Source organism: Endothiovibrio diazotrophicus (assembly GCF_054657215.1).
Map to the genome: position 1 here is coordinate 17,278 of NZ_BAAHXB010000017.1, position 26,958 is coordinate 44,235.

The 26,958-nt window shown below is 69.0% G+C and carries 21 protein-coding genes and 1 riboswitch; of the genes, 18 read left to right on the plus strand and 3 right to left on the minus strand.

Features of this window, described 5'->3' with window-relative positions; all coding sequences use genetic code 11:
- Nucleotides 1-29: 29 nt before the first annotated feature.
- The 8 genes from ACYQ2W_RS06810 to ACYQ2W_RS06845 are packed head-to-tail and all read left to right on the plus strand — an operon-like array spanning nucleotide 30 to nucleotide 13,000.
- Entirely contained in the window at nucleotides 30-4,757 is a 4,728-nt protein-coding gene (locus tag ACYQ2W_RS06810) for a thrombospondin type 3 repeat-containing protein (protein WP_459864574.1), read from the plus strand.
- Nucleotides 4,754-6,451: an ATP-binding cassette domain-containing protein gene (locus ACYQ2W_RS06815; RefSeq protein ID WP_459864576.1), complete on the plus strand. Its 1,698-nt coding sequence runs from the start codon at nucleotides 4,754-4,756 to the stop codon at nucleotides 6,449-6,451. Before ACYQ2W_RS06810 ends, ACYQ2W_RS06815 begins: the two co-directional genes overlap by 4 nt.
- On the plus strand, nucleotides 6,448-8,073 hold the full coding sequence (locus tag ACYQ2W_RS06820) for an ATP-binding cassette domain-containing protein (protein ID WP_459864578.1): 1,626 nt from the start codon (nucleotides 6,448-6,450) through the stop codon (nucleotides 8,071-8,073). The genes ACYQ2W_RS06815 and ACYQ2W_RS06820 overlap by 4 nt, the downstream gene beginning before the upstream one ends.
- Nucleotides 8,074-8,085: 12 nt before the next feature.
- A complete protein-coding gene (locus ACYQ2W_RS06825) occupies nucleotides 8,086-8,274 on the plus strand; it encodes a hypothetical protein (RefSeq protein WP_459864580.1) in 189 nt (62 codons plus the stop codon).
- 50 nt (nucleotides 8,275-8,324) lie between these two features.
- On the plus strand, nucleotides 8,325-9,911 hold the full coding sequence (locus ACYQ2W_RS06830; protein WP_459864582.1) for a type III PLP-dependent enzyme domain-containing protein: 1,587 nt from the start codon (nucleotides 8,325-8,327) through the stop codon (nucleotides 9,909-9,911).
- Nucleotides 9,908-12,274, plus strand: a complete 2,367-nt coding sequence (locus ACYQ2W_RS06835) for a PEP/pyruvate-binding domain-containing protein (RefSeq protein ID WP_459864584.1) — start codon at nucleotides 9,908-9,910, stop codon at nucleotides 12,272-12,274. The genes ACYQ2W_RS06830 and ACYQ2W_RS06835 overlap by 4 nt, the downstream gene beginning before the upstream one ends.
- Nucleotides 12,275-12,327: 53 nt before the next feature.
- Nucleotides 12,328-12,555 carry a type II toxin-antitoxin system Phd/YefM family antitoxin gene (locus ACYQ2W_RS06840; protein ID WP_459864586.1) on the plus strand — a complete coding sequence of 76 codons (228 nt, stop codon included), beginning with the start codon at nucleotides 12,328-12,330 and terminating at the stop codon, nucleotides 12,553-12,555.
- The gene (locus tag ACYQ2W_RS06845; RefSeq protein ID WP_459864588.1) at nucleotides 12,545-13,000 is read left to right on the plus strand and encodes a type II toxin-antitoxin system VapC family toxin; all 456 of its coding nucleotides are present in this window, start codon (nucleotides 12,545-12,547) and stop codon (nucleotides 12,998-13,000) included. The genes ACYQ2W_RS06840 and ACYQ2W_RS06845 overlap by 11 nt, the downstream gene beginning before the upstream one ends.
- 11 nt (nucleotides 13,001-13,011) lie before the next feature.
- Here ACYQ2W_RS06845 and ACYQ2W_RS06850 read toward each other — a convergent pair whose 3' ends face one another.
- Nucleotides 13,012-14,019 (minus strand): rod shape-determining protein, encoded by a 1,008-nt coding sequence (locus ACYQ2W_RS06850; protein ID WP_459864591.1) that lies wholly within the window; start codon nucleotides 14,017-14,019, stop codon nucleotides 13,012-13,014.
- 61 nt (nucleotides 14,020-14,080) lie between these two features.
- On the minus strand, nucleotides 14,081-14,380 hold the full coding sequence (locus ACYQ2W_RS06855) for a hypothetical protein (RefSeq protein ID WP_459864593.1): 300 nt from the start codon (nucleotides 14,378-14,380) through the stop codon (nucleotides 14,081-14,083).
- A 307-nt stretch (nucleotides 14,381-14,687) separates the two neighbouring features.
- Between ACYQ2W_RS06855 and ACYQ2W_RS06860 the strand changes: the two genes are divergently transcribed.
- The 3 genes from ACYQ2W_RS06860 to ACYQ2W_RS06870 all read left to right on the plus strand — a co-directional run bounded on the left by ACYQ2W_RS06860 (nucleotide 14,688) and on the right by ACYQ2W_RS06870 (nucleotide 15,736).
- Complete coding sequence (locus tag ACYQ2W_RS06860; protein WP_459864596.1) at nucleotides 14,688-15,062, plus strand: hypothetical protein; 375 nt, start codon at nucleotides 14,688-14,690, stop codon at nucleotides 15,060-15,062.
- A gap of 66 nt (nucleotides 15,063-15,128) precedes the next feature.
- On the plus strand, nucleotides 15,129-15,353 hold the full coding sequence (locus ACYQ2W_RS06865; protein WP_459864598.1) for a type II toxin-antitoxin system Phd/YefM family antitoxin: 225 nt from the start codon (nucleotides 15,129-15,131) through the stop codon (nucleotides 15,351-15,353).
- A complete protein-coding gene (locus ACYQ2W_RS06870) occupies nucleotides 15,350-15,736 on the plus strand; it encodes a type II toxin-antitoxin system VapC family toxin (RefSeq protein ID WP_459864601.1) in 387 nt (128 codons plus the stop codon). Before ACYQ2W_RS06865 ends, ACYQ2W_RS06870 begins: the two co-directional genes overlap by 4 nt.
- A gap of 252 nt (nucleotides 15,737-15,988) precedes the next feature.
- On the opposite strand, the gene ACYQ2W_RS06875 is transcribed toward ACYQ2W_RS06870, so the two are convergent.
- A complete protein-coding gene (locus tag ACYQ2W_RS06875; protein WP_459864603.1) occupies nucleotides 15,989-16,309 on the minus strand; it encodes a DMT family transporter in 321 nt (106 codons plus the stop codon).
- 288 nt (nucleotides 16,310-16,597) lie between these two features.
- A riboswitch (guanidine-I (ykkC/yxkD leader) is annotated at nucleotides 16,598-16,728 on the plus strand.
- A gap of 60 nt (nucleotides 16,729-16,788) precedes the next feature.
- Between ACYQ2W_RS06875 and ACYQ2W_RS06880 the strand changes: the two genes are divergently transcribed.
- From ACYQ2W_RS06880 to atzF, 7 genes are all read left to right on the plus strand, one after another.
- Nucleotides 16,789-17,877 (plus strand): putative urea ABC transporter substrate-binding protein, encoded by a 1,089-nt coding sequence (locus ACYQ2W_RS06880; RefSeq protein WP_459864605.1) that lies wholly within the window; start codon nucleotides 16,789-16,791, stop codon nucleotides 17,875-17,877.
- Nucleotides 17,878-18,050: 173 nt separating this feature from the next.
- Nucleotides 18,051-18,869, plus strand: a complete 819-nt coding sequence (locus ACYQ2W_RS06885) for an ABC transporter permease (protein WP_459864607.1) — start codon at nucleotides 18,051-18,053, stop codon at nucleotides 18,867-18,869.
- Nucleotides 18,866-19,663 (plus strand): ABC transporter ATP-binding protein, encoded by a 798-nt coding sequence (locus ACYQ2W_RS06890; RefSeq protein ID WP_459864609.1) that lies wholly within the window; start codon nucleotides 18,866-18,868, stop codon nucleotides 19,661-19,663. The genes ACYQ2W_RS06885 and ACYQ2W_RS06890 overlap by 4 nt, the downstream gene beginning before the upstream one ends.
- A gap of 157 nt (nucleotides 19,664-19,820) precedes the next feature.
- Nucleotides 19,821-20,573: an urea amidolyase associated protein UAAP1 gene (locus ACYQ2W_RS06895; protein ID WP_459864611.1), complete on the plus strand. Its 753-nt coding sequence runs from the start codon at nucleotides 19,821-19,823 to the stop codon at nucleotides 20,571-20,573.
- Nucleotides 20,570-21,217: an urea amidolyase associated protein UAAP2 gene (locus tag ACYQ2W_RS06900; RefSeq protein ID WP_459864613.1), complete on the plus strand. Its 648-nt coding sequence runs from the start codon at nucleotides 20,570-20,572 to the stop codon at nucleotides 21,215-21,217. The genes ACYQ2W_RS06895 and ACYQ2W_RS06900 overlap by 4 nt, the downstream gene beginning before the upstream one ends.
- A 278-nt stretch (nucleotides 21,218-21,495) precedes the next feature.
- Entirely contained in the window at nucleotides 21,496-25,092 is a 3,597-nt protein-coding gene (uca, locus tag ACYQ2W_RS06905) for an urea carboxylase (RefSeq protein ID WP_459864615.1), read from the plus strand.
- Nucleotides 25,089-26,825, plus strand: a complete 1,737-nt coding sequence (gene atzF / locus ACYQ2W_RS06910) for an allophanate hydrolase (RefSeq protein ID WP_459864617.1) — start codon at nucleotides 25,089-25,091, stop codon at nucleotides 26,823-26,825. The genes uca and atzF overlap by 4 nt, the downstream gene beginning before the upstream one ends.
- Nucleotides 26,826-26,958: the final 133 nt, after the last annotated feature.

Genomic DNA, 26,958 nt, shown 5'->3' on the forward strand with positions numbered 1-26,958 from the left:
TGCCTTCCTCCTCCGAGCGACCCTCCGCCATGCGTCCCTGGATCCTCCTCGCCATCCTGCTCGCGCTGCTGCCGGTCGCCTACTACGTCCATTTCGCCGACCGCGGAGGGCCGACCGGCGGGGACCTCGCCATCGCTGTGGTGTGGCCCGCCGACCAGGACCACTTCAACGAGGGCGTGGCCCTTGCGCTGGAGGAGATCAACGTCTCGGGCGGGGTGCTCAACCACCGTCTGAAGGCGATCTACGACGAAGGCGAGAGCCCGCTGGAGGCGAGCGCCGAGGACCAGGTCTCCACCGCCACCGGCGGCGACGCGATCAAGCGCGTGGCCGGCGAGACCGTGCGCCGTCTGGTCAAGGAGAATCCCAATCTGGTGGCCGCGGTCGGTCACCGTTCCCCCTTCGCCACCACCACGGTGTGCAACCTTTACGACCAGAAGGGGGTGCTCTTCATCTCCCCCACCGCCACCAACAACAGCCTGACCAACCTGCGCTTCCAGCAGGTGTTCCGCCTCTCGCCGAACAACACCTCGCGGGGCGAATACCTGGCTCGCTTCGCCCACAACCTCGGTTTCCGCTCCATCGCCCTGTTGCAGGACCGCGACCCGACCAGCTACGAGGTGGGCGACGCCTTTGCCGCCTACGCGCTGGACGAGCTGGGCATGCGCGTCGTCTTCCAGCGCTCCTTCTTCCGCAACCTCGGGGAGCGCGACTACACCCGTTTGGCGGTTGACCTGCAGCGCAGCGAGGATCCGTTCGATGCGGTGGTCCTCATCTCCAACGACCGGGTCAGCGTCCCGCTCTACGCCGAGATGCGCAAGCGCGGCACGATGAGCCCGGTGATCGGCTCCGAGTCGATGGATACCCACCGTTTCTGGGAGGAGATCAAGCAGATCCACAAGCGCTACCCGACTCCTCCCGATCTGTACATCCCCTCGGTGTTCGACGACCACTCGGTCTACGCGCGCAACTTCTCGCGCCGCTTCCAGGACCGCTACGAGCAGACCCCCGACCGCCAGGCCGCCCTCGGCTACGACTCGATCTATCTGATCGCCCGCAGCCTGAAGCTGGCCGATCGGGTCTCCACCATCCGCATGGCCGACGAGCTGCGTTACATGCGCCCGTGCAAGGGGGTGACCGGGCCGTTCGACTTCAACGACTACGGCGACATCTCGCTCAAGGAGCTGGTGCTCAAGCACCTGCAGCCCGACGGCGGCATCGAATACCTCGACCTGGCGGGGAAGCGCACCGAGGACTCCGACTTCACCAGCGACCTGCCCGACTGCTTCGAGGTGGACCGCGACGACGACAACCAGCTCGACGTCTTCGACGCCTGCCCCGACAACCGGCCGGAAGAGTTGACCGCCGGCGTCTACCCCGACGGCGAGCGGCGCGGCTGCCCGGTGGACGGTGACGAGGACGGAGTCGAGGACTACCACGACGACTGCCCCAAGGACAGCAAGAAGGCGCTGGCCAACGGGGTGGACGAGCAGGGCTGTCCGGCGGACCTCGATCACGACGGCGTGCGCGACTACCTCGACCGCTGCCCCGGCACCACCGCCGAGGAGTTGAGCCACGGCATCGGCAAGGCAGGCTGCCCGCCGGACGCCGACGGCGACGACGTGTGGGACTGGCTCGACCGCTGCCCCAACGATCCCGCCGAGCTCAACCGTTTCGGTGTCGATGCCGAGGGCTGCCCGGTGGACAGCGACGGCGACGGCCTTGCCGATTACCGCGACCCCTGTCCCAAGGATACCGCCGAGTCGGTCGCCTTCGGGGTCGACCTCCACGGCTGCGCCTTCGATAGCGACGAGGACGGCATGGCCGACCACCTCGACGAGTGCCCCTTCAACGAACCCGACGAGATCACCGACGGGGTCGACGCCTACGGCTGCGCCCTCGACCGCGACGGCGACTGCGTCGGCGACTATCGCGACGCCTGTCCCGACGGCAGCGCCGAGGCCAACGCCTACGGAGTCGACGGCCGCGGCTGCCCCGTCGACTACGACCACGACGGCGTCGCCGACTACCTGGACGCCTGCCCGTTCAACATCGCCGATGAGCTGGCCGCTCCCGGAGTGGACGCGCAGGGCTGCCCGATCGACCGCGACAGCGACGGCTTCCCCGACTACCGCGATGCCTGCCCCAACGACCCGCCGGAGGCGCTCTCCTTCGCCTTCACCGCATTCGGCTGCCCGCTCGACAGCGATGGCGACGGGGTGCGCGACTACCTCGACCGCTGTGCCCTCGACACGCCGGAGATGATCGTCGCCGGGGTGACCGGGACCGGCTGCCCCCGCGACGGCGACGGCGACGGGGTGGCCGACTATCGCGACCGCTGCCCGCAGGACTCCGCCGAGGCCCGGGCGAGCGGAGTGAACGGTGAAGGCTGCCCGCTGGACGGCGACGGCGACGGCGTGCCGGACTACCGCGACGACTGCGCCGCGGATGCGCCCGAGGCGCTGGTCAACGGCGTCGACGGCCGCGGCTGCCCGGTGGATGCCGACGGCGACCGGGTGCCCGACTTCCGCGACCGCTGCCCGCGGGACGGCGCCGAGGCCCAGGCGAGCGGAGTGAACGGTGAAGGCTGCCCGCTGGACGGCGACGGCGACGGCGTGCCGGACTATCGCGACGACTGCGCCGCGGATGCGCCCGAGGCGCAGGCCAATGGGGTCGATGGCCGGGGTTGTCCGGTCGACGGCGACGGCGACGGCCACCCCGACTACCGCGACCGCTGCAAGGCCGACGCGCCGGAGGCGTTGGCCAAGGGGGTCGACGTGGCGGGGTGTCCGCTGGACGGCGACGGCGACGGGGTGGGCGACTTCGCCGACCGCTGCCCGGCGACGCCGCCGGCCGCGCTGGCGGCCGGGATCGATGCGCAGGGCTGCGCCGTCGATCGCGACGGCGACGGGGTCGCCGACTACCTCGACCGCTGCCCACGGGACAGCGCCGAGAGCGCCGCCGCCGGGGTGGATGCCGCCGGCTGCCCGCTGGATGGCGATGGGGACGGCGTGGCCGATTACGCGGACCGCTGTCCGGCGACGCCGCCGGCGGCGTCGGCCGGCGGCGTCGACGCGCGGGGCTGTCCCATCGATCGCGATGGTGACGGGGTGCTCGACTATCTCGACCGCTGCGCCAACGACAGTGCGGAGATGGTCGCCGCCGGGGTGACCGCCGACGGCTGCCCGCGCGACGGCGACGGCGACGGGATCGCCGACTACCGGGACCGCTGCCCCGCCGATTCGGCCGAGGCGGTCGCATTTGGGGTGGACGCGCAGGGGTGTCCGCCGGATCGCGACGGCGACGGGTTGGAGGACTACCGCGACCGCTGCCCGACGGACGCCCCTGAAGCACTGCGCGTCGGCGTCGACGGCCACGGCTGTCCGCTGGATGACGATGGCGACCAGGTGGCCGACTATCACGACCGCTGCCCGGCGGACCCCGCCGAGGCGCTGGTCAACGGGGTGGACGAGACGGGCTGTCCGCAGGATGCGGACGGCGACGGGGTGCCGGACTACCGTGACGCCTGTCCGCGCAATGCGCCCGAGGAACTGGCCAACGGGGTCGACGGCCGCGGCTGCCCGCTGGACAGCGACCGCGACGGCTATCCCGACTACCGCGACCGTTGCGCCGAGAACCGGCCCGAGGAGCTGACCCGGGGGGTCGACGCGACCGGCTGTCCGCTGGACCGCGACGGTGACCGGGTCGGCGACTACCGTGACCGCTGTCCGGCGACGCCGCCGGAGGCGCTGGAGAGCGGGGTCGACGAACAGGGATGCGCCTTCGACGGCGACCGCGACGGGGTCGCCGACTACCGCGACCGCTGCCCGCAGGACAGCGAGGCGTCGCTGCGCCTCGGCATCGACGAGGCGGGGTGTCCGCTCGACAGCGACGGCGATCAGGTGGCCGACTACCTCGACCGCTGCCCCGGCGACCCGGCGGAGGCCCTGACCCTCGGGGTGGACGCCGCCGGCTGCCCGCTGGATGGTGACGGCGACGGTGTCCCGGATTATCGCGACGCCTGCGCCACCGACACGCCGCAGGCGCTGGCCGAAGGGGTCGGCGACGACGGCTGTCCGCTCGACTCCGACGGCGACGGCCACCCCGACTACCGCGACCGCTGCAAGCGCAACTCGCCCGAGGAGTTGACCCACGGGGTGGATGACGAGGGCTGTCCGGCGGACCTCGACCACGATCGGGTGGCGGACTATCGCGACGCCTGCCTGCAGACCCCGCCGGCGGCGTTGCCGGCGGGGGTCGACGAGCGCGGCTGTCCCTTCGACCATGACCGCGACGGCGTACTCGACTACCTCGACCAGTGTCCCGCCTCGCCGATCAAGCTGGTGGTCGACGCCAAGGGCTGCGCGGTGCAGGAGGTGAAGCGCATCGTGCTCGGCTCCAAGGAGGCCTTCGACGTCGCCTCCTACGACCTCACCGCTGCCGCCAAGCGGCGGCTCGACGAGCTGGCGCACAAGTACTCGGCGCTGCCCGCCAGCCACATGGAGATCGTCGGCCACACCGACAACCTCGGCGGCAACGCCCTCAACCAGCGCCTGTCGGTGCAGCGCGCCAGGGTGGTGGGCGACTACCTGCGGCGCCAGGGGCTCTCCTCGAAGCAGGTGACCATCTCCGGTCGGGGCAGCCGTCAGCCGATCGCCGACAACGCCACCGAGGAGGGGCGCCAGCAGAACCGCCGGGTGGAGATCACCATCACCATCGGCCAGCTGCGCGAGCCGCCCGCGCCGGAGGAGACGCCGTGATCGCCTCGCTGCTCGGTGCGCTGCGCGGCGAACCGCTGTTCGGACTCTACCGGCTGCTGTTGCGCCACGCCCCGGCGCGGATGGCCTACACCCTGGCCCTGGTCGCCGCCGGCGGGCTGTTCCAGGCGCTGGCGATCCTCTACCTCACCCGTGGCGCCCACGCCCTGCTTCACGGCGAGAGCGTGGAGCGCGCCGACGCGCTGCTCTTCCTCTTTTTCACCCTGCTCTTCATGGCCGCCAAGTACCACGCCCTGGGGCGGGCCAACCGGCTGGTGGGGGATGCCGGCAACGCCCTCTACCGCCGGCTGATCGACCACCTGCGCCACAACGAGCTGGAGCGCATCGAGCGCATCGGCACCCGCCGTCTGCACGCCGCCCTGGCGCTGGAGCTGCCGCTGATCACCGGCACCAGCATGAGCGCCTTCCACTCCCTGCAGTCGGTGGCCACCGTCGCCGGCTGCCTGGTGGTGCTGCCGTTCGTCTCCTTCGACGCCTTCGTGGTGCTGTCGATGGGGCTCTATCTCAGCTTCCTGCTGTTCCGCCGCGAGATGCGCCTGGTGGTCGAGGAGACCGCCAACGCCAACGCCAGCGAGAAGCGCTTCCACGCCCGCCTCGACCACCTGCTGGCCGGTTTCAAGGAGCTCAAGTGCGATCCCCGCAAGGGGCGCGATCTGGTCAGCAACCACCTGGAGCCGAGCGCCGTCGAGGCGCGGCAGGCGCGCACCGTGGCCGGCGCCTATTACGCGCGCAAGCTGAGCCTCTTCTACTGGATCTACTTCCCCACCCTGACCGCCATCGTCTTCGTCCTGCCGCAGGTGGGCACCACCGGGGTCGCCGGGGCGGCGATCTTCCTCGCCTTCCTGTGGACCCCCTTCGTCGATTTGCTGACCGCCGTGCCCGGCCTGATCGGCGCCGGGCTGGCCACCGACGGCCTGGCGGAGCTGGAGCGGGAGCTGGCGGTGGGGCGCGATCCGCAGGTGCCCGGCCAGCAGCCCCCGGCCGCCTTCGAGCGCCTGGAGCTGAACGGCGTCAGCTACTGCTACGGCGGTGAGGCCGGTGCCGGGGACGATGGCGCAGCAGGGGAAGGAGGCGGCGGCGAGCGCTTCTGCGTCGGGCCTTTCGACCTCACCCTGCGCGCCGGCGAGGTGGTGTTCATCACCGGCGGCAACGGCAGCGGCAAGTCGACCCTGATGAAGCTGCTGTGTGGCCTCTACCGCGCGAGCCGCGGGACGCTGACCGTCGATGGCAAGCGCCTGGCGCCCCCCGACCACCGCGGGCTCTTCTCGGCGGTGCTCGCCGACTTCCACCTCTTCCCGCGGCTCTACAGCGACCGCCCGGTAGACGCGGACCGCGTCGCGCGCCTGCTCGACGTCCTTCAGCTCGGCCACAAGACCCGCCTGGTGGGCGACGCCTTCGAACGCTCCGAACTCTCCAGCGGGCAGCGCAAGCGCCTCGCCCTGATCACCGCCCTGACCGAGGAGCGGCCGATCTACCTGTTCGACGAATGGACCGCCGACCAGGATCCGGGGTTCCGCCGCTACTTCTACGAGGGCCTGCTGCCGGAGCTGAAGGCGGCGGGCAAGCTGGTGATCTGCGTGACCCACGACGACCGCTACTTCCACCACGCCGACCGGCTGGTCCAGATGGCCGACGGCGTCATCCTCTCCGCCGGCCCGCCGCCGATGCCGTCATGATCAATCTCCACTCCCTGCTGCCCCGCTCCCGCGGCGACGCACGCCAGCTGTGGGCGATGGTCGCCACCTTCGGCCTCTTCTCGGCGGCCAACTTCTTCGTCACCGGCCACGCCGCCGGCACCCCGCCCGGCCAGCCGATCCCCGAGGACTTCTTCCTGCTCAGCCTGCTCTCGCTGGTGCTCGCCACCCTGGCCCGCCACTACGCGCTGCTGCTGGTCTTCATCCACCTGGAGAACAACGTCTTCCGCCTGCGGCTGTCGATCATAGAGCGGGTGCTGGTCAGCTCGCTGATGGATTTCGAGCGGCTCGGGGCGGTGGCGATCTTCCAGTCGATGGCCACCGGCACCCGGCTGCTGTCGGAGATCACCGGCCTCTTCTCCAAGATCCTCACCCTCGGGGTGCGCGGCGCCGCGGTGCTGCTGGCGCTGTTCTGGCTCTCCAGCACCGCCTTCACCGTGGTGCTGGCGACCCTGCTCGGCCTCGGCGCGCTGTCGCTGGTCGGCTACCGCCGCTGGATGAAGGCGGCCAACGAGGGCAGCGCGCAGCACCAGCGGGCGCTGTTCGCCGCCCTCGACGACCTGGTCTCGGGCTACAAGGAGCTGAAGCTCAACGTCGCCCGGGGCGAGCACTATTTCCGCCACGCCGTCGATGCCCGCCTCACCGCGCTGGAAGCGGCGTGGCTGCGCCGGCAGCGCTGGGTGGCCGCCAACTACGTTACCGCCGAGGGGGTGCTGCTGCTGCTCGGCGGGGCGATGGTGTTCCTGATCCCCGCGCTCGAACCCGGCTTCTCCGCGGTCGCGGTGACCGCGGCGGTGGTCGCCATCTGCATCCCCGCCTCGCTGCTGCGCGACGCGCCGCAACTGCTCGACGCGGGGCGCGCGCTGCACACCCTGGAGGAGATCGAGCGGCAGTTGCCGGCGTCCGCCGGGGAGCGGCCCGCCGAGCACGCCCCCCGAGCGGTCGCCCACTTCGCGCGGCTGGACACCGACGGCCTGCGCTACCGCTACCGCCCGCAGGCGGGGGAGGCGTTCTCCCTCGGCCCGCTGTCGCTCGATTTCGCCGCCGGCCGCATCCACTTCATCGTCGGCGGCAACGGCAGCGGCAAATCGACCCTGTTCAAGCTGCTCACCGGCCTCTACCCGCCGCAGCAGGGGGCGGTGCGGGTCAACGGCCTGCCGATCGACGAGGCACGCTACGAGGAGGTCCTGGCGCCGATCTTCTTCGACTGCCACCTGTTCGATCGGCTCTACGGCCAGACCATCGGCGAGACGAAGACGGAACAGGTCAACCGCTGGCTGGAGATCCTGCAGATCGCCCACAAGACGCGCATGGAGGGGGGGCGCCTGACCCACCTCGCGCTCTCCAGCGGGCAGAAGAAGCGGGTCGCCCTGGCGATGGCGCTGGTCGAGGAGAAGCCGCTGCTGCTGCTCGACGAGTGGGCGGCGGACCAGGATCCGGAGTTCCGCGCCTTCTTCTATACCGAGCTGCTGCCGCAGTTGAAGCGGGAGGGGCGGACGGTCATCGCGGTGACCCACGACGACCGCTATTTCCACGTCGCCGACCACCTCTATCGGCTGGAATACGGCCGACTGGTCGAGACTCACGATTCATCCCCCACCTAGTGGAGAACACCCATGCTCACGGCCGTGCTTCCGTTCACCAAATACATCGTCCTCTATCTGGCGCTGTGCATCATCATCGGGGTCCTCGGGCGGCGGCGAAAGCTCGGCGCCTGGGGCTACTTCTTCGGCTCCATCGTCCTCACGCCGATCATCGGCCTGCTGCTGCTGCTCGCCTCGGACCGCCGCGAGCCCGGTAGCTGATTCCCCGTCCACTCTCCAATTGCGTAATGATCGATATGAATCCCCTTGGAATGACCGATCGGGGGGCGCCCCCCGCGGCCGTGCCGATGGCGGTCGGCGGTGATCCGCTCGCGGCGATCGCCGAACAGCGGCTGCCTTTCCTGTTCCGTGGTCGGGCGAGCCTGCTGTTCGCCCTGCTCGGCCCACGTCTCCACCCCTGGCTGCACGCCCTCGAACGCCGACGCGTGCCGGCCAGCCTGCTGCTCGATGCGGACGATCCGGTGCCCACCATCACGCCGTGGCAGGTCCGCTTCTGCCCTGCGCGCGTGACCGGCGGCGAGAGCATGCTGATCGTCGGCGAGCGGGTCTATCACCTCGTTTCCGCCCTCCCGGAGGAGGCGCCGCGGCTGATCGCCGCCGACGATCTCTCGCCGGAGCGGGAGCGGCAGCGCTTCGCCCGCGAGTGGGAGGAGGCCGCGGACCATTTGCCAACGCTCCCCTACCTGAAGAGCCGCCAGCCGCAACTGCGGCCCCGCGACTACTACCGGGGAACCTGGCGGCCCGCACCCGAGCACCTCGAGCGGATCCGCCGCCGCGGGTTGCCCGGCTACCTGCTCAACCTCGATCAGGTGGCGAGCAACTACCGCCGCTTCGCCGCCGCGCTGCCCGGCTACACGGTCCACTACTCGATCAAGAGCAACCCCGATCACCGCGTGCTCACCACCCTGCACGCCCTCGGCGCCCACTTCGAGGCGGTCTCCTTCGCCGAGATCGAACTCGCCTTGGCCGCCGGTGCCGACGCTGGGCGACTGCTTTTCAGTGCCCCGGTCAAACGCCGCGAAGACATCCGCCGGGCGCGCCGCGCCGGGGTGCCCACCTTCGTCGCCGACTGCGCGGGGGAGATCGACAAGCTGGCCGCCGAGGCGCCCGGCTGCCGCCTGCTGCTGCGCCTGCGCTCCAACGACCGCGGGGCCCAGGTCAAGCTCTCCTCGAAGTACGGCGCCGAGGCGGAAGCGATCCTGCCGCTGCTGCGCCATGCGCAGGCGCGCGGTCTGGAACCGTATGGACTGACCTTCCAGGTGGGCGGCCAGAACGAACTGCCCGACTCCTGGAGCCAACTGCAGGAGGTGGTCCATGAGCTGTTCGACCAAGCCGCCGCGATCGGCATCCCGCTCACCCTGGTCAACGTCGGCGGCGGCTTCCCCATGAACATGCACCCGGAGGTGCCGCAGATCGAGCGCATCGGCGAGGCGCTGAGTGCCGGCCGGCGCCCGCAACTGCGCTACTGCGCCGAACCGGGCCGGATCATCGTCGGCGACGCGGGGCTGCTCGCCTGCCCGGTGATCACCGTCTCGCAGCGCGCCGATGGCTGCTGGCTCTACGTCGATGCGAGTATCTTCGGCGCGCTGTTCATGATGGGCGTGCACCGCTTCAACTACCCGATCACCAGCGACCACAGCCACCTCGACGTGATGTCCTACCACATCGCCTCGCTCTCCTGCGACGGCGAGGACATCATCGCCCGCGACCGCCTGCTGCCGGTGGGGATCGCGGAGGGACACCTGCTGCTGTTCCATCTGGTCGGGGCCTACAGCGTGCCGGTCTTCGACGTGCCCTACGCCGGGCTCTCCCCCACCGAGATCCACTACCTGCCATGAGTACCGAATACACCCTCTCCTTCGCCGAGATCGGCGAGGGGCACCGGGAAGCGGTCGGCGGCAAGGGGCATTCGCTGGCCCGCCTCGCCGCCCTCGAGGTCAACGTGCCCGACGGCTTCGTGGTCACCAGCGGCGCCTATCGGCGTTTCCTCCGCGAGAACGCCATCGACACCGCGGCGCCCGAGGCCCGCGAGCGGATCCTTTCCGGGTGCTTTCCCGCCGCCATGGAGCGCGAGATCGGCGCGCGGCTGGGGCGGCTGCGCGGCAAATACTTCGCCGTACGCAGCAGCTCGATCAGCGAGGACTCCGCCGACAAGAGCTACGCCGGGATGTTCGAGAGCTACCTCAACGTCACCCCGGAGCGGCTGTTCGCCGCGATCCGCGACTGCTTCGCCAGCACCCTGGCCGAGCGGGTGCGCTGCTACCGCGACCACGAGGAGCCGATCGCGGTGGTGGTCCAGGAGATGGTGGAGAGCCGCGCCGCCGGCGTGCTCTTCACCTGCCACCCGCTCACCGGCGATCCGGAGCAGATCGTGATCGAGGCGTGCGCGGGTCTCGGCGAGCCGCTGGTGGCCGGCGAGATCACCCCCGACCGCTATCTGCTCGACAAACGCACCGGCACCCTGCTGGAGCGCGAGCGCCACACCCAGGGGCACAAGCTGGTGCGGGTCGATGGCGAGAACCACAGCCTGCCGCTGGACGGCAGCGAGCTGCGCCTGGATACCGGCCACCTGCGTCTGCTGGCGGCGCTGGCCACCCGCATCGAGGAGGCGAGCGGCTGCCCCTGCGATATCGAGTGGTGCATCGACGAGACGGTGCGCATCGTGCAAAGCCGGCCGATCACCACGCTGCCCGCGGCGGGCAGCGGGCACCCGCCGGCGCCCACTTACCGCAAGCGCTTCTTCTCGCGCATCCTCTCGCCGATCTTCGAGGAGGCCAACGTCAAAGGCTATTGGCACTACGCGCAAGAGCAACTGGAGCTGCCCTTCAGCCTGGCCGGCTACCACCTCTACCAGCCCAGCGTGCAGCACCCGGCGGGGGAGGTGGACATCTGGATCGACGACACCCTGGACCGCCGCCTCGACCGCTTCCTGCGTGCCAGGCTGCGCCAGGACATCACCTATCCGGGGCGCATCGAGGCGCGCTACCTGGCGGAGGTGGAGGCCTTCACCGTGTTCACCGAGTTGACCGAGCAGACCGACTTCGGCCCCTTCTCCGATGGGGCGTTGATCGAGTGGCTGGAGCGCTTCGACCGCCTCAACCAGCGCATGACCTCGATCTACAACGCGCCGATCTTCCTCCTCGGCGCGCTCGGCGAGCTGCTGCGCGAGGAGATGATGGCGGTGGATCCGGATGAGGCCGACGCCGACTTCATCAAGCTGACCCTGAGCTGCCTGCAGAACCCGGCGCAGCAGCGCGAGCAGGACCTCGACCGCCTCTGCCTCACCGCGCGGCGCGCCCTCGGCTGGAACGCGTGGTCGGAGGCGATCCTCGACGAGCCGGAGATCGCCGCCCTGCTCGATCAGCTCACCCGCCGCTGGCGCTTCCTCGGCTGCACCGACGTGATCGGCGAGGCCCACGGGGTCGAGCACTTCGCCGCCCAGTTCCGCGAGCGCTTCGCCGGGGAGGTGGAGGCGCGCCAGGCCGAGGGCGCCCGCCAGATGCGGGAGGAGTGCGCCGAGCTGGAGCGGGTGGCGCGCAAGTACCCCGGGCTCGCCTATGAGCTGACCTGGATGCGTCGCTGGCTCTACCACCGCAACAACACCACCGAGCACTACTACCGCGACTTCCAGTGCCTCAAACCGCTCTGGCTGGAGGTCGCCGGGCGGCTCGGCGTCGGCTATCGCACCCTGCTCAACCTGAGCAGCGCGGAGATCGTCGAGGCGCTGCGCGGGCCGTCGGCGGCGGCGATCCTGGCCGAGGCCGAGCGGCGCGCCAGCGAAGGCTTCACCTGCATGCAGCAGGCCGACGGGGTGTTGCTGAAGAGCGGGGTGGAGGAGGGGGAGCGGATCGAGACGCAGGTGCTCGGCAGCGACGAGATGCCGGGGCAGGTGGCCAACGCCGGCTCCGCCCGCGGCCCGGTCAAAGTGATCCGCGACCCGGCCGGGGAGAGCGAGCGCTTCGAAGAGGGCGACATCCTGGTCACCAGCATGACCACGCCGAGCTTCCTCCCGCTGATGTACCGCGCCGCCGGGATCGTCACCGACGAGGGGGGCATCCTCTGCCACGCGGCGCTGGTTTCCCGCGAGATCGGCAAGCCATGCCTGATCGCCGTGGCCAACGCCACCCAGACCCTGGCCGATGGCGACCGGGTGGAGCTGGACTGCGAGCGGGGGATCGTGCGGGTGTTGGAGAGGCGGTGAAAAGGGTTGGTGCTACAATAATTCGATATGTAGCACTTTGGTTTGGGGGAGATATGCATCAGTTGAGCATTCGCGAGATGCGTGCATCGTTGGGTCAATTGGATCGGCTGGTGAGCGACGCCGGCGAGTTGGTGGTCACCCGCAACGGCAAGGCGATCGCCCGGATCCTGCCGATCGGGGCGCCGCGAACCCGGCCGGACCATGCCGACCTGCGGCGGCGCACCGCTCCGCTAGAAGTCGATTCGGCGACCCTGATCCGGGAAGAGCGCGATGAGCGATGAAGGTGTCGCGATCTATCTCGATACCAGCGCGTTGGCCAAGTGGTACCTCAGCGAGGCGGGTTCCGAATCCTTCTCGTCTTTCATCCAAACCATCGACGTTGCGGTTGTCAGCAGCCTGACCCGCACCGAAATGCGTTCGCTGCTCGCCCGTCGCCGCCGCATGGGCGATATCGACCGGGAACTGGAATCGGTGCTCTATTCGGCTTTTCTGGACGATATCGCGCGGGGCCATCTCCAGCTCTATCCGGTGGATGATGGTCGGCTGGACGAGGCGGCCAACCTCATCGTCCTCTATCCGGAACTCCCCCTGCGAACCCTCGATGCGATCCACCTCGCCACCTCCCGCCATTTCGATATCCGCGCGGTCGCGACCGCCGATCGGGTGATGGGGGACGCGGCACGCGAGATGGGGATGGAACTCCATTGGTTTGGTGAGGAACCCTGATTCGATGAAGGTCAGATCCTTTCCCAGTACTCGTCGGGCATTTCGGCGCACATCTTCAGCGCGCCGGTGCAGCCGCAGTACTCCGCGTCCTGCACGCACTCCACGTTCGCCCCGCCGTAGTCCTTGAGGCTGTTCTCGATCGCCAGATCGATCCCCTTGAGCCGCGATCCGCCGCCGGCGATGATGATGTTCTGGCGCAGGCGTGCCTGAAAGTCCGGATCGAAACTGCCCACCTGCTCCTGGATCGCCGCGGCGATGGGCTGGCTCATCCGCAGGCAGGACTCTCGGAGGATCTCGGTCAGGTCGTACTCCGTCGGGATACCGCGATTGTTCAGCGTGACCAGGACCGGCTCGGAGACCTTCGTGAGATAGCCGTGCTTCTCCTTGATGCGCCGGACGATCTCCGCGCTGATCTGCGCCTGCGGATACTTCTCCTCGATCGCGCGGGCGATGGTCTGGTCGAGAAAGTTGCCGGCGACGGGGAGGGTGACCTGATCCTCGGCATCCGGGATGGAGCCGTGCATGCGGCAGATGTCGGTCGTCCCGGCGCCGATATCGACGATCAGGCACTCGTCGAAGCGCTCGATGGCGTAGGCCACCGCAAAGGGCTCGCTGACGATGAGGAGCTTGTCGATGAACTCCCGGGTGATCTCGATCAATACCCGTTTGCTGCCGATGCTCGCCTGGGCCGGCACGCCGATGGCCGCGTAGACGCTGTCCTCCGGGGTGCGTTCCGGCAGCGCCTCGTCGATCAGGTGGCGCAGGATCAGCGCGGTCGCCTCCAACGCCCGGGGCTCCTCCTCCACCACCCCCTCGGCCAGCGGCCATACCAGGTCCACCGCCAGGCGATGGTCCAACGCCTCGTCGCCGAGCAGGGGCCGGTCCCCGAAGCGCCTGCGGGCGATCAGATCCTTGGGGAAGCCGACGCAGGTACGGGTGTCGAACCGCCGGCCGGTCGAGGTGGTGATGGTGGATCGGCTGGTACCGAGATCGATCCCTGCGCGATAGACGGTGGGCATGGCTCTTTCTCCGCGTCGGAGTGGATGGGGCTCCCGACGGGAGCCGGGTGGTGGGCCGCGATCAGCTCGCCGCTCGCAGGATCACGTTTTCCTCGATGATCTGCCGCAGCATCTCCGAACGCTCCCCGCGGCCGGAGGTCATCTCGCCGCCGCTGCCCGGATGCCGCGCGACTGTGGCCGGCTTCGTCTCGGACACCGGGGCCGGGGCGGGGCGGGGTGCCGGCGCATCGTGCCTGCGCCGCAGCACCACGTTTCCCCGCGGCTGGCGGCTCCATGTCAACGCGGCGGCGACGAGACCGAATGGGAAGGCGATGATTCCCACCTTGAGCACGGCGAGCTTGTAAAGTCCTTCGCTAATCATGGTGTAGCCCTTTGAGTCGGATGGAGGCGTCGAATCAGGTCGCCCGATCTTGCCCCGGCAATGTGAAACTCTAATTGGTGCTTCCCGATGGAAAAACGGCCGCATTGCGGCGCGTCAGGGATCCCGTCGCGCCGCGCCGGCGTCTCCCGGGGAGGCCATCCCGCATACGGTTCGCAACGCCACTCATAGTACCATCGGCGGAAAGGCGATGGACATCGCCGAGCCGCCTGAGCCAACGTGACGGATGCGGGCAGAAGGCAGGTCCACCGATTCAATCAGCACTACCTCAACGGAGTTGAGAAGCCAAATGATCAAACAGTACTGGAACAGCGCGGTCGCTGCCGACCTGCGGGAGTTCGTCGGGGATATCGGGGATTGGGCGCACGATAACGTCAGCCGCCTGAGGGGAAGGGATCGGAAGGCCTTCACCTCCCGTTTCGTCGCCTGGTCCCGGCAGTGCTTTGCCGACCGGGAGCTGGCGGCGTGGATCGCCGAGCTGGACGATGGGAGCCAAACGCTCCTGGGCGAGCGGCTGGAACACTTCTGCCGCGATTTCGGCCTGGATCTGGCGCGGGCGTTGGACGGGCCCCTCTCCGCCGACGAACCGCTCGCACAGGCACTTCTCCAGGTGGCGGAAAACTACTGCCGCGCCTCTCGCCACGCGGCAGAGTGCAGCGACTAGGTGTTTGACGCGATCGGCCTGCGGATCTACAGTGGGACCCATTAATTAGCTAATGAGGGTTTCGCCATGCAGGTCAACGTCCACGACGCCAAATCCCAGCTTTCGGCCCTGATCGCGCGGGCCGAGGAGGGGGAGGAGGTGGTGATCGCCCGCGCCAACAAGCCGGCGGTTCGCCTGGTGCCGGTCAATCCGGCGGCGGGGGGGCGGCGGTTGGGAGAGGCCAAGGGGTTGGTCACCATCGCCGCCGACTTCGACGAGTTGCCCGAGGCGTTCATGGAGCACTTTCGTTGAGGCTCCTGCTCGATACCCACGTCTTCCTCTGGTTGGTGACCGAAGATTCCCGGCTATCGGATCGGGCGAAGGCGCTCTTCCTGGATGGCGGCAACGAACTCCTCCTCAGCGCGGTGAGCGGGTTCGAGATCTCGGTGAAGTACGGCCTGGGAAAGCTCTCGCTGGCCGAGCCGCCGCGGGAGTTCATGGAACGCCGCGTGCGCAACAACGGGCTGACCTCGTTGCCGATGACCCTGCAGCATACCTACCGTCTCTCCCACCTCCCGTTCCACCACCGCGATCCGTTCGATCGAATGCTGGTGGCCCAGGCGATGGAGGAGGACGTGCCACTACTCAGCGCCGACGGCATTCTTTCCGATTATGGCGTCGATCGTATCTGGTGAGATCTCGTCACGCAGTGGCGTGAATTTCATTCCGTGTAGGAAGGGTGACGCGTCGGTTGAGTATCCGAGAAATTTGCGCATCATTGCGTCAATTGGATCGGCTGATGAGGGATGTGGCCAGCGAGATGGGGATGGCGCTCTATTGGTTTGGCGAGGGTGTGTGAAGGGCCGTTAGGAGCGCTGCGCATCCTCGGCTACGGTGATTCCACCGTCTTCCGGTTTTTGTAGTCGCGCTGTCGGGTATGGAGTACGTCACTCGGTGGATAGCAGTTTGAGGCCGACGATACCGGTGATGATCAACCCGATGCACGCCAACCGTGCCCACTCCCGCGGCTCGTCGAAGAGGATCATCCCGGCGATCGCCGTGCCTGCCACGCCGATGCCGGTCCACGCCGCGTAGCCGGTGCCCATCGGCAGGGTGCGCAGGGCCGAGGCGAGGAAGTAGAAGCTGGCCAGCGCGGTGGCGGCGGTGAACAGGCTGGGCCAGAGGCGGGTGAAGCCGACGCTGTACTTGAGGCCGACCGCCCAGGTGATCTCGAACAGGCCGGCGATGATGAGGTGGGTCCAGGCCATGGGGGCTCCGTGGTTGCGTTGGGGTGGGCAGAGGTTTCCGGCGAGGCAACATCCATTCCAGGCTCAGGGCAGCGAAAATGGCGCATTGTACGCACCATGATGGCGAGTGGGGTTCTCCGGCTGCACCCCGATGGGGCGTGTCGGCGGGCGCACATTTCGTGGCAGATCGCTTAACCGACTGTTTTACAAGAATTTCATTCGAGTGGCACGGAACTGGCTCTCCCTTCCGTGCGAGGAGCACCAACGGCGACCCTGCGGTTCCGATTGGTCCATCGATACAATCTGGTCAAAATAGGTGGCTAGGGTTCCGGTCCGCACGGCGCGGATGTCTGGTCCGAGAGCCGCCGACCTCTCTGGAAAAGCGCCGTTCGTGGTCGCCTTCCTTCGGGGTTACACGGCGGGATAAAAGCCCGGGAGGTCAGCACCCCGTTGCGTGCTCCTCTCGTGTCGATTCCACGGTAACCAACCGGAGAGTGTCCATGACCTTTCAACGCCTTTCCCTCCCTTCCCGTCTCTTTGCCATCCTGGCCGCGCTGCTGTTCGCCATGGGGCTGTTCAGCGCGCCGGCCTCCGCCGCCGACAAACCGAAGTTCCGCGTCGCCTGGAGCATCTACGTCGGCTGGATGCCGTGGGACTACGGCGCCAACGCCGGCATCGTCAAGAAGTGGGCCGACAAGTACGGCATCGACATTGAGGTGGTGCAGATCAACGACTACATCGAGTCGATCAACCAGTACACCGCCGGCGCCTTCGACGGCTGCGTGATGACCAACATGGACGCGCTGACCATCCCCGCGGCCGGCGGCGTGGACTCCACCGCGCTGATCGTCGGCGACTTCTCCAACGGCAACGACGCCATCGTGCTCAAGGGCAAGGACAAGCTGGCCGACATCAAGGGCCAGCGGGTCAATCTGGTGGAGCTGTCGGTCTCCCACTACCTGCTCGCCCGCGCCCTGGAGACCATCGGTTCCAGCGAGCGTGACGTCACCGTGGTCAACACCTCGGACGCCGACATGGTCGCCGCCTACGCCTCCGACGAGGTCACCGCGGTGGTCACCTGGAACCCGCTGCTGAGCGAGATCCTGGCCACCCCGGACAGCCACAAGGTGTTCGACTCCAGCCGGATCCCCGGCGAGATCATGGACCTGATGGTGGTCAACACCGCGACCCTGAAGGCCCACCCCGCCCTGGGCAAGGCGCTGACCGGTGCCTGGTACGAGATCATGCGCACGATGTCCGGTGACGGCGCCAAGGCGAAGGAGGCGCGCAGCGCCATGGCCAGCGCCTCCGGCACCGATCTGGCCGGTTTCGACGCCCAGCTCGCCACCACCCGCATGTTCTACCAGCCGGCCGACGCGGTGGCCTTCGCCAAGAGTGCCGAGGCGGCCAAGACCATGGAGCACGTCGCCCGCTTCTCCTTCGATCACGGCCTGCTCGGCGAGGGGGCGGCGGATGCCGGCTTCATCGGCGTCGCCTTCCCCGGCGGCAAGGTGGTGGGCGACGAGGGCAACGTGAAGCTGCGCTTCAATGCCGACTACATGGCGCTGGCCGCGGAAGGCAAGCTGTAGGTCGCCGCTACCGCGGCGACGCGAACGGAGGCACCGTCGTCTGATCGTCCGTTCACCCGTTCCGGGCGGGCGGTGGCGGTCGGACGGTGCGTCCCAGCGTTCGTCGTTGGTGCCCCCGTTCCGTCGCGGCAGTAGCCGCGACCTACGAGAATCGACGCGGAACTCCAATCCCCATGAAACGCCTGATCAACCAGACCCCCGGCAGGGGCCTGCGCTGGTCGCTGGGTCTGCTCCCCTTCGTGCTCCTGCTGGCGGTCTATCTGGTCGCCTCCGGGGCGCGGCTGGCGGAGAACCCCAACGACAAGCTGCTGCCCTCCTTTGCCAGCTTCGGCGATGCGGTCCATCGCATGGCCTCCGTGCCGAGCCGGCGCAGTGGGGAGATCGTGCTGTGGGCCGATACCGCGGCGAGTATGCAGCGCCTCGCCGGCGGGGTGGGGATCAGCGCGCTGATCGGTCTGCTCTTCGGCATCGCGCTGGGCACCGTGCCGCTGATCCGTGCGGGGCTTTCGCCGTTCGTCGACGCCCTCTCGCTGATCCCGCCGATGGCGCTGCTGCCGATCCTGTTCATCGTCTTCGGCCTCGGCGAACTCTCCAAGGTGGTGCTGATCGTCTTCGGCACCGCACCGTTCATCGTCCGCGACCTGCGCCAGCGGGTCGAGGAGCTTCCCCGCGAGCTGATGGTCAAGGCGCAGAGCCTCGGTGCCTCCACCTGGCAGATCGTGCTGCGGGTGGTGCTGCCGCAGCTGCTGCCGCGACTGCTCGACGCGGTGCGCTTGTCGCTCGGCGCGGCGTGGATCTTTCTCATCGCCGCCGAGGCGATCGCCGCCACCGACGGGCTCGGCTACCGCATCTTCCTGGTGCGCCGCTACCTGTCGATGGACGTGATCCTCCCCTATGTGGCGTGGATCACCCTGCTCGCCTACCTCACCGACCTGGGGCTGCGCGGCCTCTCGCGGCTCGCCTTCCCCTGGTACCACGGGGGGGGCCGATGAGCACCGTCGAGCTGAAGAACGTGTGGAAGGCGTTCGGCGAACAGGTGGTGCTGGAGCGCATCAACCTGAAGGTGGCGTCGGGGGAGTTCTGCACCGTGGTGGGGGCCTCCGGCTGCGGCAAGACCACCTTCCTGCGGCTGCTGCTCGGGGAGGAGTCGATCACCCGCGGCGAGATCCTCCTCGACGGCACGCCGCTGCCCCGGGAGCCGGGGCCGGATCGCGGCATCGTCTTCCAGCGCTACTCGGTCTTCCCCCACCTGACGGTGCGCCGCAACGTGCTGCTCGGGCTGGAGCTGAAGGGGGCGCCGCTGGTGGCCCGGCTGTTCGGCGCAGCCCGTCGGCGGGCGCTGGAGCAGGTCGACGAGATGCTGGAGGCGGTGGGGCTGACGCAGGCCGCCAACCGCTATCCCCACGAACTCTCCGGCGGCATGCAGCAGCGCTTGGCGCTGGCCCAATCGTTGATCACCGAACCGCGGGTGCTGCTCCTTGACGAGCCGTTCGGCGCCCTCGATCCGGGCATCCGTGCGGACATGCACCAGCTGGTGCTGTCGCTGTGGGAGCAGCGCCGGCCGACGGTGTTCATGATCACCCACGACCTGGCCGAGGGGTTCTACCTCGGCACCCGGCTGCTGGTCTTCGACAAGCTGCGTCTCGACCCCCAGGCGCCCAACGCCTATGGCGCCGGCATCACCTACGACCTGCCGGTGGGGCTCGCCGACCGCACCCTCTACGAAGAGATCCGCGAGGAGGTGGAGGAGGAGACCCCCAAGGCCCTGGAGGCCGCCGCCGGTTGAATGGAGCGTAGTAGGGCGGATTAGCGACAGCGTAATCCGCCGGGAACGAGGGCACCTTCGCCGGAGGCAGCTCCGATTTGGCGGATTACGCTAGCGCTAATCCGCCCTACCCGATCTCAACCGGCTATCCGTACACCCTGATTTCGAGAGTACGACCATGACCCAGACCGACCTCGACCCGACCCGCGTGGTCCACCGGGAGAGCCTCCCGGGGGCGCGCAATTGGTCCTTCATCATCCGCCGCGGCTTCACCCTGCGGCTCACCGACCCCAACGGCGGGGCCAACGTCTCGCTGCTCGCCTACAACGCCGCCGAGAAGCTGGAGCGCTACAACGCCGCCGACACCCTGAAGGCGCAGCACACCGCCTTCCTCACCAAGGGCCACGTCTGCTACTCCGACATGGGGCGCGTGCTGCTCTCGCTGACCGAAGATTCTTGTGGCTGGCACGATACGATGTGCGGCGTCTCCAACGCCGAGGAGGTGCGCCGCCAGTACGGCGAGGGGCGTTACCAGGAGCTGCGCAACGGCTTCCACCGCAACGGCCGCGAGCTGTTCCTGATCGAGTTGGGCAAGTGGGGGCTGGGCAAGCGCGACCTGGTGGCCAACCTCAATCTCTTCTCCAAGGTGACCGTCGACGACTCCGGTGCGCTGCACTTCCACGAGGGCCACTCGAAGGCGGGCGACTTCGTCGACCTGCGCGCCGAGATGGACACCCTGGTGGTGCTCAATACCTGCCCCCACCCGCTGGATCTGGCCCACGGCTGGAACCCCAAGCCGGTGGAGCTGGCGATCTGGCGCAACGACCCGCCGGGCGACGACGACCCTTGTCGTACCTCCTGCGAGGAGAACCGCCGCGGCTTCGACAATACCGCCATCTACCACTGCCAATACGGAGGAGCGGACCGGTGAGTGAACAGCAACTGATCGAAAGTACCCGTGACCCCGCCACCGCGGTCTATGATTTCGAGGTCCCCGCCGGCGAGCCGTGGCTGCACGAGCTGAAGGCGGGCCAGACCCTGCGTATCGTCGACCTCAAGGGCAACCAGGCGGTGGACACCCTGTTCTACAACGCGGCCGACCCGAGCGAGCGCTACAGCGCCGCCGACACCGTGCGCGGCCAGGGCAACATCTACCTCACCACCGGCTCGCGGCTGCGCTCCGACCAGGGCCGGGTGATGCTGACCATCGTCGCCGACACCTGCGGTCGCCACGACACCCTGGGCGGCGCCTGCGCCGCGGAGAGCAACCAGGTGCGCTACGCGCTGGACAAGCGGCCGATGCACAACTGCCGCGACAACTACCTGATCGCGCTGGCCGAGTCGGATTACGACATGGGCAAGCGGGATCTCACCGGCAACATCAACTTCTTCATGAACGTGCCGGTGACGCCGGAGGGGGGGCTCACCTTCGAGGACGGCATCTCCGCGCCGGGCAAGTACGTGGAGCTGGAGGCGGCGATGGACGTGATCGTGCTGGTCTCCAACTGCCCGCAGCTCAACAACCCGTGCAACGCCTACAACCCGACGCCGGCGCGGATGTTGATCTGGGATTGAGCGGGGGGCACGGCGTTCCCTGTAGGAGCGGCCCCTAGGCCGCGATTGCCTACAGGGAAGCAGGTGCTTGGCGCGAGCAGGATGCGGAAGCCGGGCGCCCCTTCCGCCAACCCCCGCAAGCAGATTCAGCCTGCGGCACTCCGCACCATCGCGGCCTAGGGGCCGCTCCTACAGGGGAGGGTGGTGCCGTCGGTTGGATGTTCCATGATTACCTCGGCCGGGGACGACCCCGCTGCCGCGATTCATTCCACGGGACGACCCGTGACAGGCGTACTCCAATGTTCGAAAAGGTCCTGATCGCCAATCGCGGCGCCATCGCCTGCCGCATCCAGCGCACCCTGCGCGCCATGGGCGTCGGCTCGGTGGCCGTTTACTCCAAGGCCGATGCCCACTCGCTGCACGTCGAGCAGGCCGACGAGGCCCACCTCATCGGCGAGGCGCTGGCCGCCGACACCTACCTCGACGTCGGCAAGATCCTCCAGGTCGCCGAGGCCAGCGGCGCTCGCGCGATCCACCCCGGCTACGGCTTCCTCAGCGAGAACGCCGCCTTCGCCGAGGCGTGCGAGGCGCGCGGCATCGCCTTCATCGGCCCCACCCCGAAGCAGCTGCGCGACTTCGGCCTCAAGCACACCGCGCGCGCCCTGGCCGAGGCGAGCGGGGTGCCGCTGCTGCCCGGCACCGGCCTGCTGGAGGAGCTGGAGCACGCCCGTCAGGAGGCGGCGATGATCGGCTATCCGGTGATGCTCAAGAGCACCGCCGGCGGCGGCGGCATCGGCATGCAGCTCTGTCACGACGAGGAGGAGCTCTCCGATGCCTTCGATTCGGTGCGCCGCCTCGGCCGCAACAACTTCTCCAACGCCGGCATCTTCCTCGAAAAGTACGTCGAGCACGCCCGCCACATCGAGGTGCAGATCTTCGGCGATGGCGAGGGGCGGGTGGTGGCCTTGGGCGAGCGCGACTGCTCGCTGCAGCGGCGCAACCAGAAGGTGGTCGAGGAGACCCCCGCCCCCAACCTGCCGCAGCCGGTGCGCGAGGCGATGCTGGCCACCGCCCGGCGCCTCGGCGAGGCGGTGGCCTACCGTTCGGCGGGCACCGTGGAGTTCATCTACGACCCGCAGAGCGAGGCGTTCTATTTCCTGGAGGTGAACACCCGCCTGCAGGTGGAGCACGGGGTGACCGAGATGGTCACCGGCGTCGATCTGGTGGAGTGGATGGTGCGGCTGGCCGCCGGCGAGCTGGAGCTGCCGGCGGAGGAGCCGGCGCCGGCCGGTCACGCGATCCAGGTGCGGCTCTACGCCGAGGACCCGCGCAAGCGCTTCCAGCCCTCCTCGGGGCTGCTCACCCATGTGCGTTTCCCGGAGGGGGTGCGCTGCGACCACTGGATCGCCGCCGGGGTGGAGGTGCCCCCCTTCTACGACCCGATGCTGGCCAAGCTGATCGTCCACGGCGCCGATCGCGACGCGGCGCGGGCCAAGCTGGCCGCGGCGCTGGAGCGGGTAGAGCTGGCCGGCATCGAGACCAACCTCGACTACCTGCGCCAGGTGGTCGCCGACGGGGTGTTCGCCCGCGGTGAGGCGACCACCCGCTACCTCAACCACTTCGACTTCCACGCCTCCACCATCGACGTGCTGGCCCCCGGCACCCAGACCACGGTGCAGGACTTCCCCGGCCGTCAGGGCTACTGGGACATCGGCGTGCCCCCCTCGGGGCCGATGGACGACTACTCTTTCCGCCTCGCCAACCGCCTGCTCGGCAATCCGCCGCAGGCGGCGGGGCTGGAGCTGACCGTCAACGGCCCCACCCTGCGCTTCAACGTCGCCTGCGACATCTGCCTGACTGGCGCGCCGATGGCGGCGACCCTGGACGGCGAGCCGGTCCCCTTCTGGCGCCCGCTGCGGGTGGCGCGCGGGCGGACCCTGGCCCTCGGCGCGGTGCAGGGCGCCGGTGCCCGCGCCTATCTGGCGGTGGCCGGCGGCATCCAGGTGCCGGCCTACCTGGGCAGCCGCGCCACCTTCACCCTCGGCCAGTTCGGCGGCCACGGCGGGCGTACCCTGCGGGTCGGCGACGTGCTCCATCTGGCGCCGCCGGCCGTGTCCGCAGGATCCCTCGAAGCGCCCGTGGCGCTGCGCCCGGCGCTGAGTCGCGACTGGACCCTGCACGTCATCTACGGCCCCCACGGCGCCCCCGACTTTTTCACCGAGCGGGACATCGATACCTTCTTCGCCAGCCGCTGGGAGGTCCACTACAACTCCAGCCGCACCGGCGTGCGGCTGATCGGCCCCAAGCCCCAGTGGGCGCGGGCCGACGGCGGCGAGGCGGGGCTCCACCCCTCCAACCTGCACGACAACGCCTACGCCATCGGCACCGTGGACTTCACCGGCGACATGCCGGTGATCCTCGGCCCCGACGGCCCCAGCCTCGGCGGCTTCGTCTGCCCGGCGACCCTCGTCCGCGCCGACCGCTGGAAGATGGGGCAGTTGAGCCCCGGCGACAAGGTGCGCTTCGTGCCGGTGAGCCAGGCCACCGCCAACGCCATGGAGCGGGCCCGGGACGCCGCCATCGAGACCCTCGCGCCGCAACCTCTGACGGTCGAGCGGGCCGCATTGGGCAACCCGGTGGTGCGCCGTCTGAGCGAGATGGAGAATCCGGTGGCGGTGGCCTACCGCCCCTCCGGCGACAAATACCTGCTGGTGGAATACGGTCCGATGGCGCTCGACATCAACCTGCGCTTCCGGGTCCACGCGCTGATGCTCAAGCTGCGCGAGCAGCCCATCGACGGGGTGCTCGAGCTGACCCCCGGTATCCGTTCGTTGCAGCTCCACTACGACAGCCGGGTGATCCCCCTGGAGGCGCTGCTCGACCGGCTGGAGGCGGTGGAGCGGACGCTGGCGGAGATCGACGACCTGGAGGTGCCGGCGCGGGTGGTCCACCTGCCGCTCTCCTGGGACGACGCAGCCACCCGCTTGGCCATCGACAAGTACATGCAGTCGGTGCGCAAGGAGGCCCCGTGGTGCCCGAGCAATATCGAGTTCATCCGCCGGATCAACGGCCTCGACGACATCGAGGCGGTGAAGGAGATCGTCTTCGGTGCCAGCTACCTGGTGATGGGCCTCGGCGACGTCTACCTCGGCGCCCCGGTCGCCACGCCGATGGACCCGCGCCACCGGCTGGTCACCACCAAATACAACCCGGCGCGCACCTGGACCCCGGAGAACGCGGTGGGCATCGGCGGCTCCTACCTCTGCGTCTACGGCATGGAGGGGCCCGGCGGCTACCAGTTCGTCGGCCGCACGCTACAGATGTGGAACCGCTACCGGCGCACCCGCGAGTTCGACAAACCGTGGCTGCTGCGCTTCTTCGATCAGATCCGCTTCTACCCGGTGAGTGCCGAGGAGCTGAAGGATATCCGTGAGCGCTTCCCGCGCGGTGACTACCCGCTGAAGATCGAGGAGACCACCTTCCGGCTGCGCGACTACAACCGCTTCCTGGCCGACAACGCGGCGCAGATCGAGGCGTTCCAGGCGAAGCGGCAGGCCGCCTTCGACGCGGAGCGCGAGCGCTGGATCGCCACCGGCCAGGCCCACTTCGAGCACGACGAGGGGGCGCTGATCGACGCCGACGCGGAGGAGCTGGCGCTGGCCGACGGCGAGGTGGCGGTGGAGGCCCACGTCCACGGCAGCGTCTGGCAACTGGCGGTGGAAGAGGGGCAGGCGGTCGCCGCCGGCGACCCGCTGATGGTGCTGGAGTCGATGAAGATGGAGATCGGGCTGCACGCCGAGCACGCCGGGCGGGTCGCCCGCATCCTCTGCCGCGCCGGCGCCCAGGTGCAGCCGGGGCAGCCGCTGCTGGTATTGAAACTGGGGAATAACGCATGAAACTGACCATCGACGCGCTGCTTGCCGCCTACCGCAACGGCGAGACCACCCCGCGGGAGGTCGCCGCCGGCATCGTCGAGCGTGCGGCCGGACTGGCCGACCACAACCTGTGGATCACGCCCCCCTCACTGGAGCTGATGGAGCCGTGGCTGGCCCGCCTCGACGGGCTGGACCCCGCGTCGCTGCCGCTCTACGGCATCCCCTTCGCGATCAAGGACAACATCGACCTTACCGGGGTGCCGACCAGCGCCGGTTGTGCCGCCTTCACCTACACCCCGGAGCGCTCCGCCTTCGTCGTCGAGCGGCTGATCGAGGCCGGCGCACTGCCGGTGGGCAAGGCCAACCTCGACCAGTTCGCCACCGGCCTGGTGGGGGTGCGCTCGCCGTGGGGCGCGACCCGCAACGCCTTCAACCCCGACTACCTCTCCGGCGGCTCCAGCTCCGGCTCCGCAGTGGCGGTGGCCAAGGGGCTCGCCGCCTTCTCGCTCGGCACCGACACCGCCGGCTCCGGCCGGGTCCCCGCCGCCTTCAATAACCTGGTAGGGATCAAAGGGACCCGCGGTTGGCTGAGCACGAGTGGTGTGGTGCCCGCCTGTCGCACCCTCGACTGCGTCACCGTCTTCGCCCACACGGTGAGCGACGCCCGCGCGGTGACCGCGGTGGCCGGCTGCTACGACGACGACGATCCCTACGCGCGGCTGATGGCACCGGGGGTGGCGGCGCGTCCGCGCTTCATCTTCGGCGTGCCGCGCGAGGACCAGTTGGAGTTCTTCGGCGACGCGGAGATGGAGCGGCTGTTCACCGAACAGGTGGTGAAGCTGGAGTCCCTCGGCGGCGAGGCGGTGGCGATCGACTTCCAGCCCTTCCTCGACGCCGCCCGCCTGCTCTACGAGGGGCCGTGGGTGGCCGAGCGCTACGCCGCGGTGCAGCCGCTGATCGAGTCGAACCCCGAGGCGCTGCTGCCGGTGACCCGCGCGATCATCGAGCCGGCGGCGCAGGCCGGCGCGGTGGCCGCCTTCCAGGCCCAATATCGGCTGGCCGAGCTGAAGCGCCAGGCCGACCGCGAGTTGCATACCGTCGACTTCATTGTCACCCCCACCGCCGGCACCATCTACACCATTGCCGAGGTGGAGGCCGACCCGATCCGCCTCAACGCGAATCTCGGCTACTACACCAACTTCATGAACCTGCTGGATCTGGCGGCGGTGGCCGTACCGGCCGGCCTCGGCGCCAACGGCTTGCCTTATGGCGTCACCCTGGTCGGCCCCGCCTGCGACGATGCGGCGCTCGCCGACTACGCCGCCCGCCTGCTCGGCGAGGAGGAGACGGGCGAGGGCGGGCGCTGGATGCGGCTGGCGGTGTGCGGCGCCCACATGGCGGGTTTGCCGCTGAACCACCAGCTCGCCGAGCGCGGTGCGCGTCTGCTGGAGCGTACCTCCACCGCGCCGAACTACCGCTTCTACGCCCTGCCCGGTGGTCCGCCGAAGCGGCCGGGGCTGGTGCGGGTGGAGGAGGGCGGCGGCGCCGTCGAGGTGGAGCTGTGGGAGCTGCCCGAGTCGGCCTTCGGCTCCTTCATGGCGCTGGTCCCCGCGCCGCTCGCCATCGGTTCGGTGGAGCTGGCGGACGGTGGTCTGGAGAAGGGTTTTCTCTGCGAATCGGCGGCGCTTGACGGGGCGGAGGAGATCACGGCCCTGGGCGGATGGCGCAATTACCTCGATCGCGGCGCAGAATGATCGAGAGACGAAGTATTGGAATAGTGAGACGATTTGGTTATCCTTCAATTTCATGACATAGATGCGCGAATTTTGGCTTTTTAGGCTATAAAATTCGAGAGCGATCTTTCTGATGCTCATATTAAGTTGACTG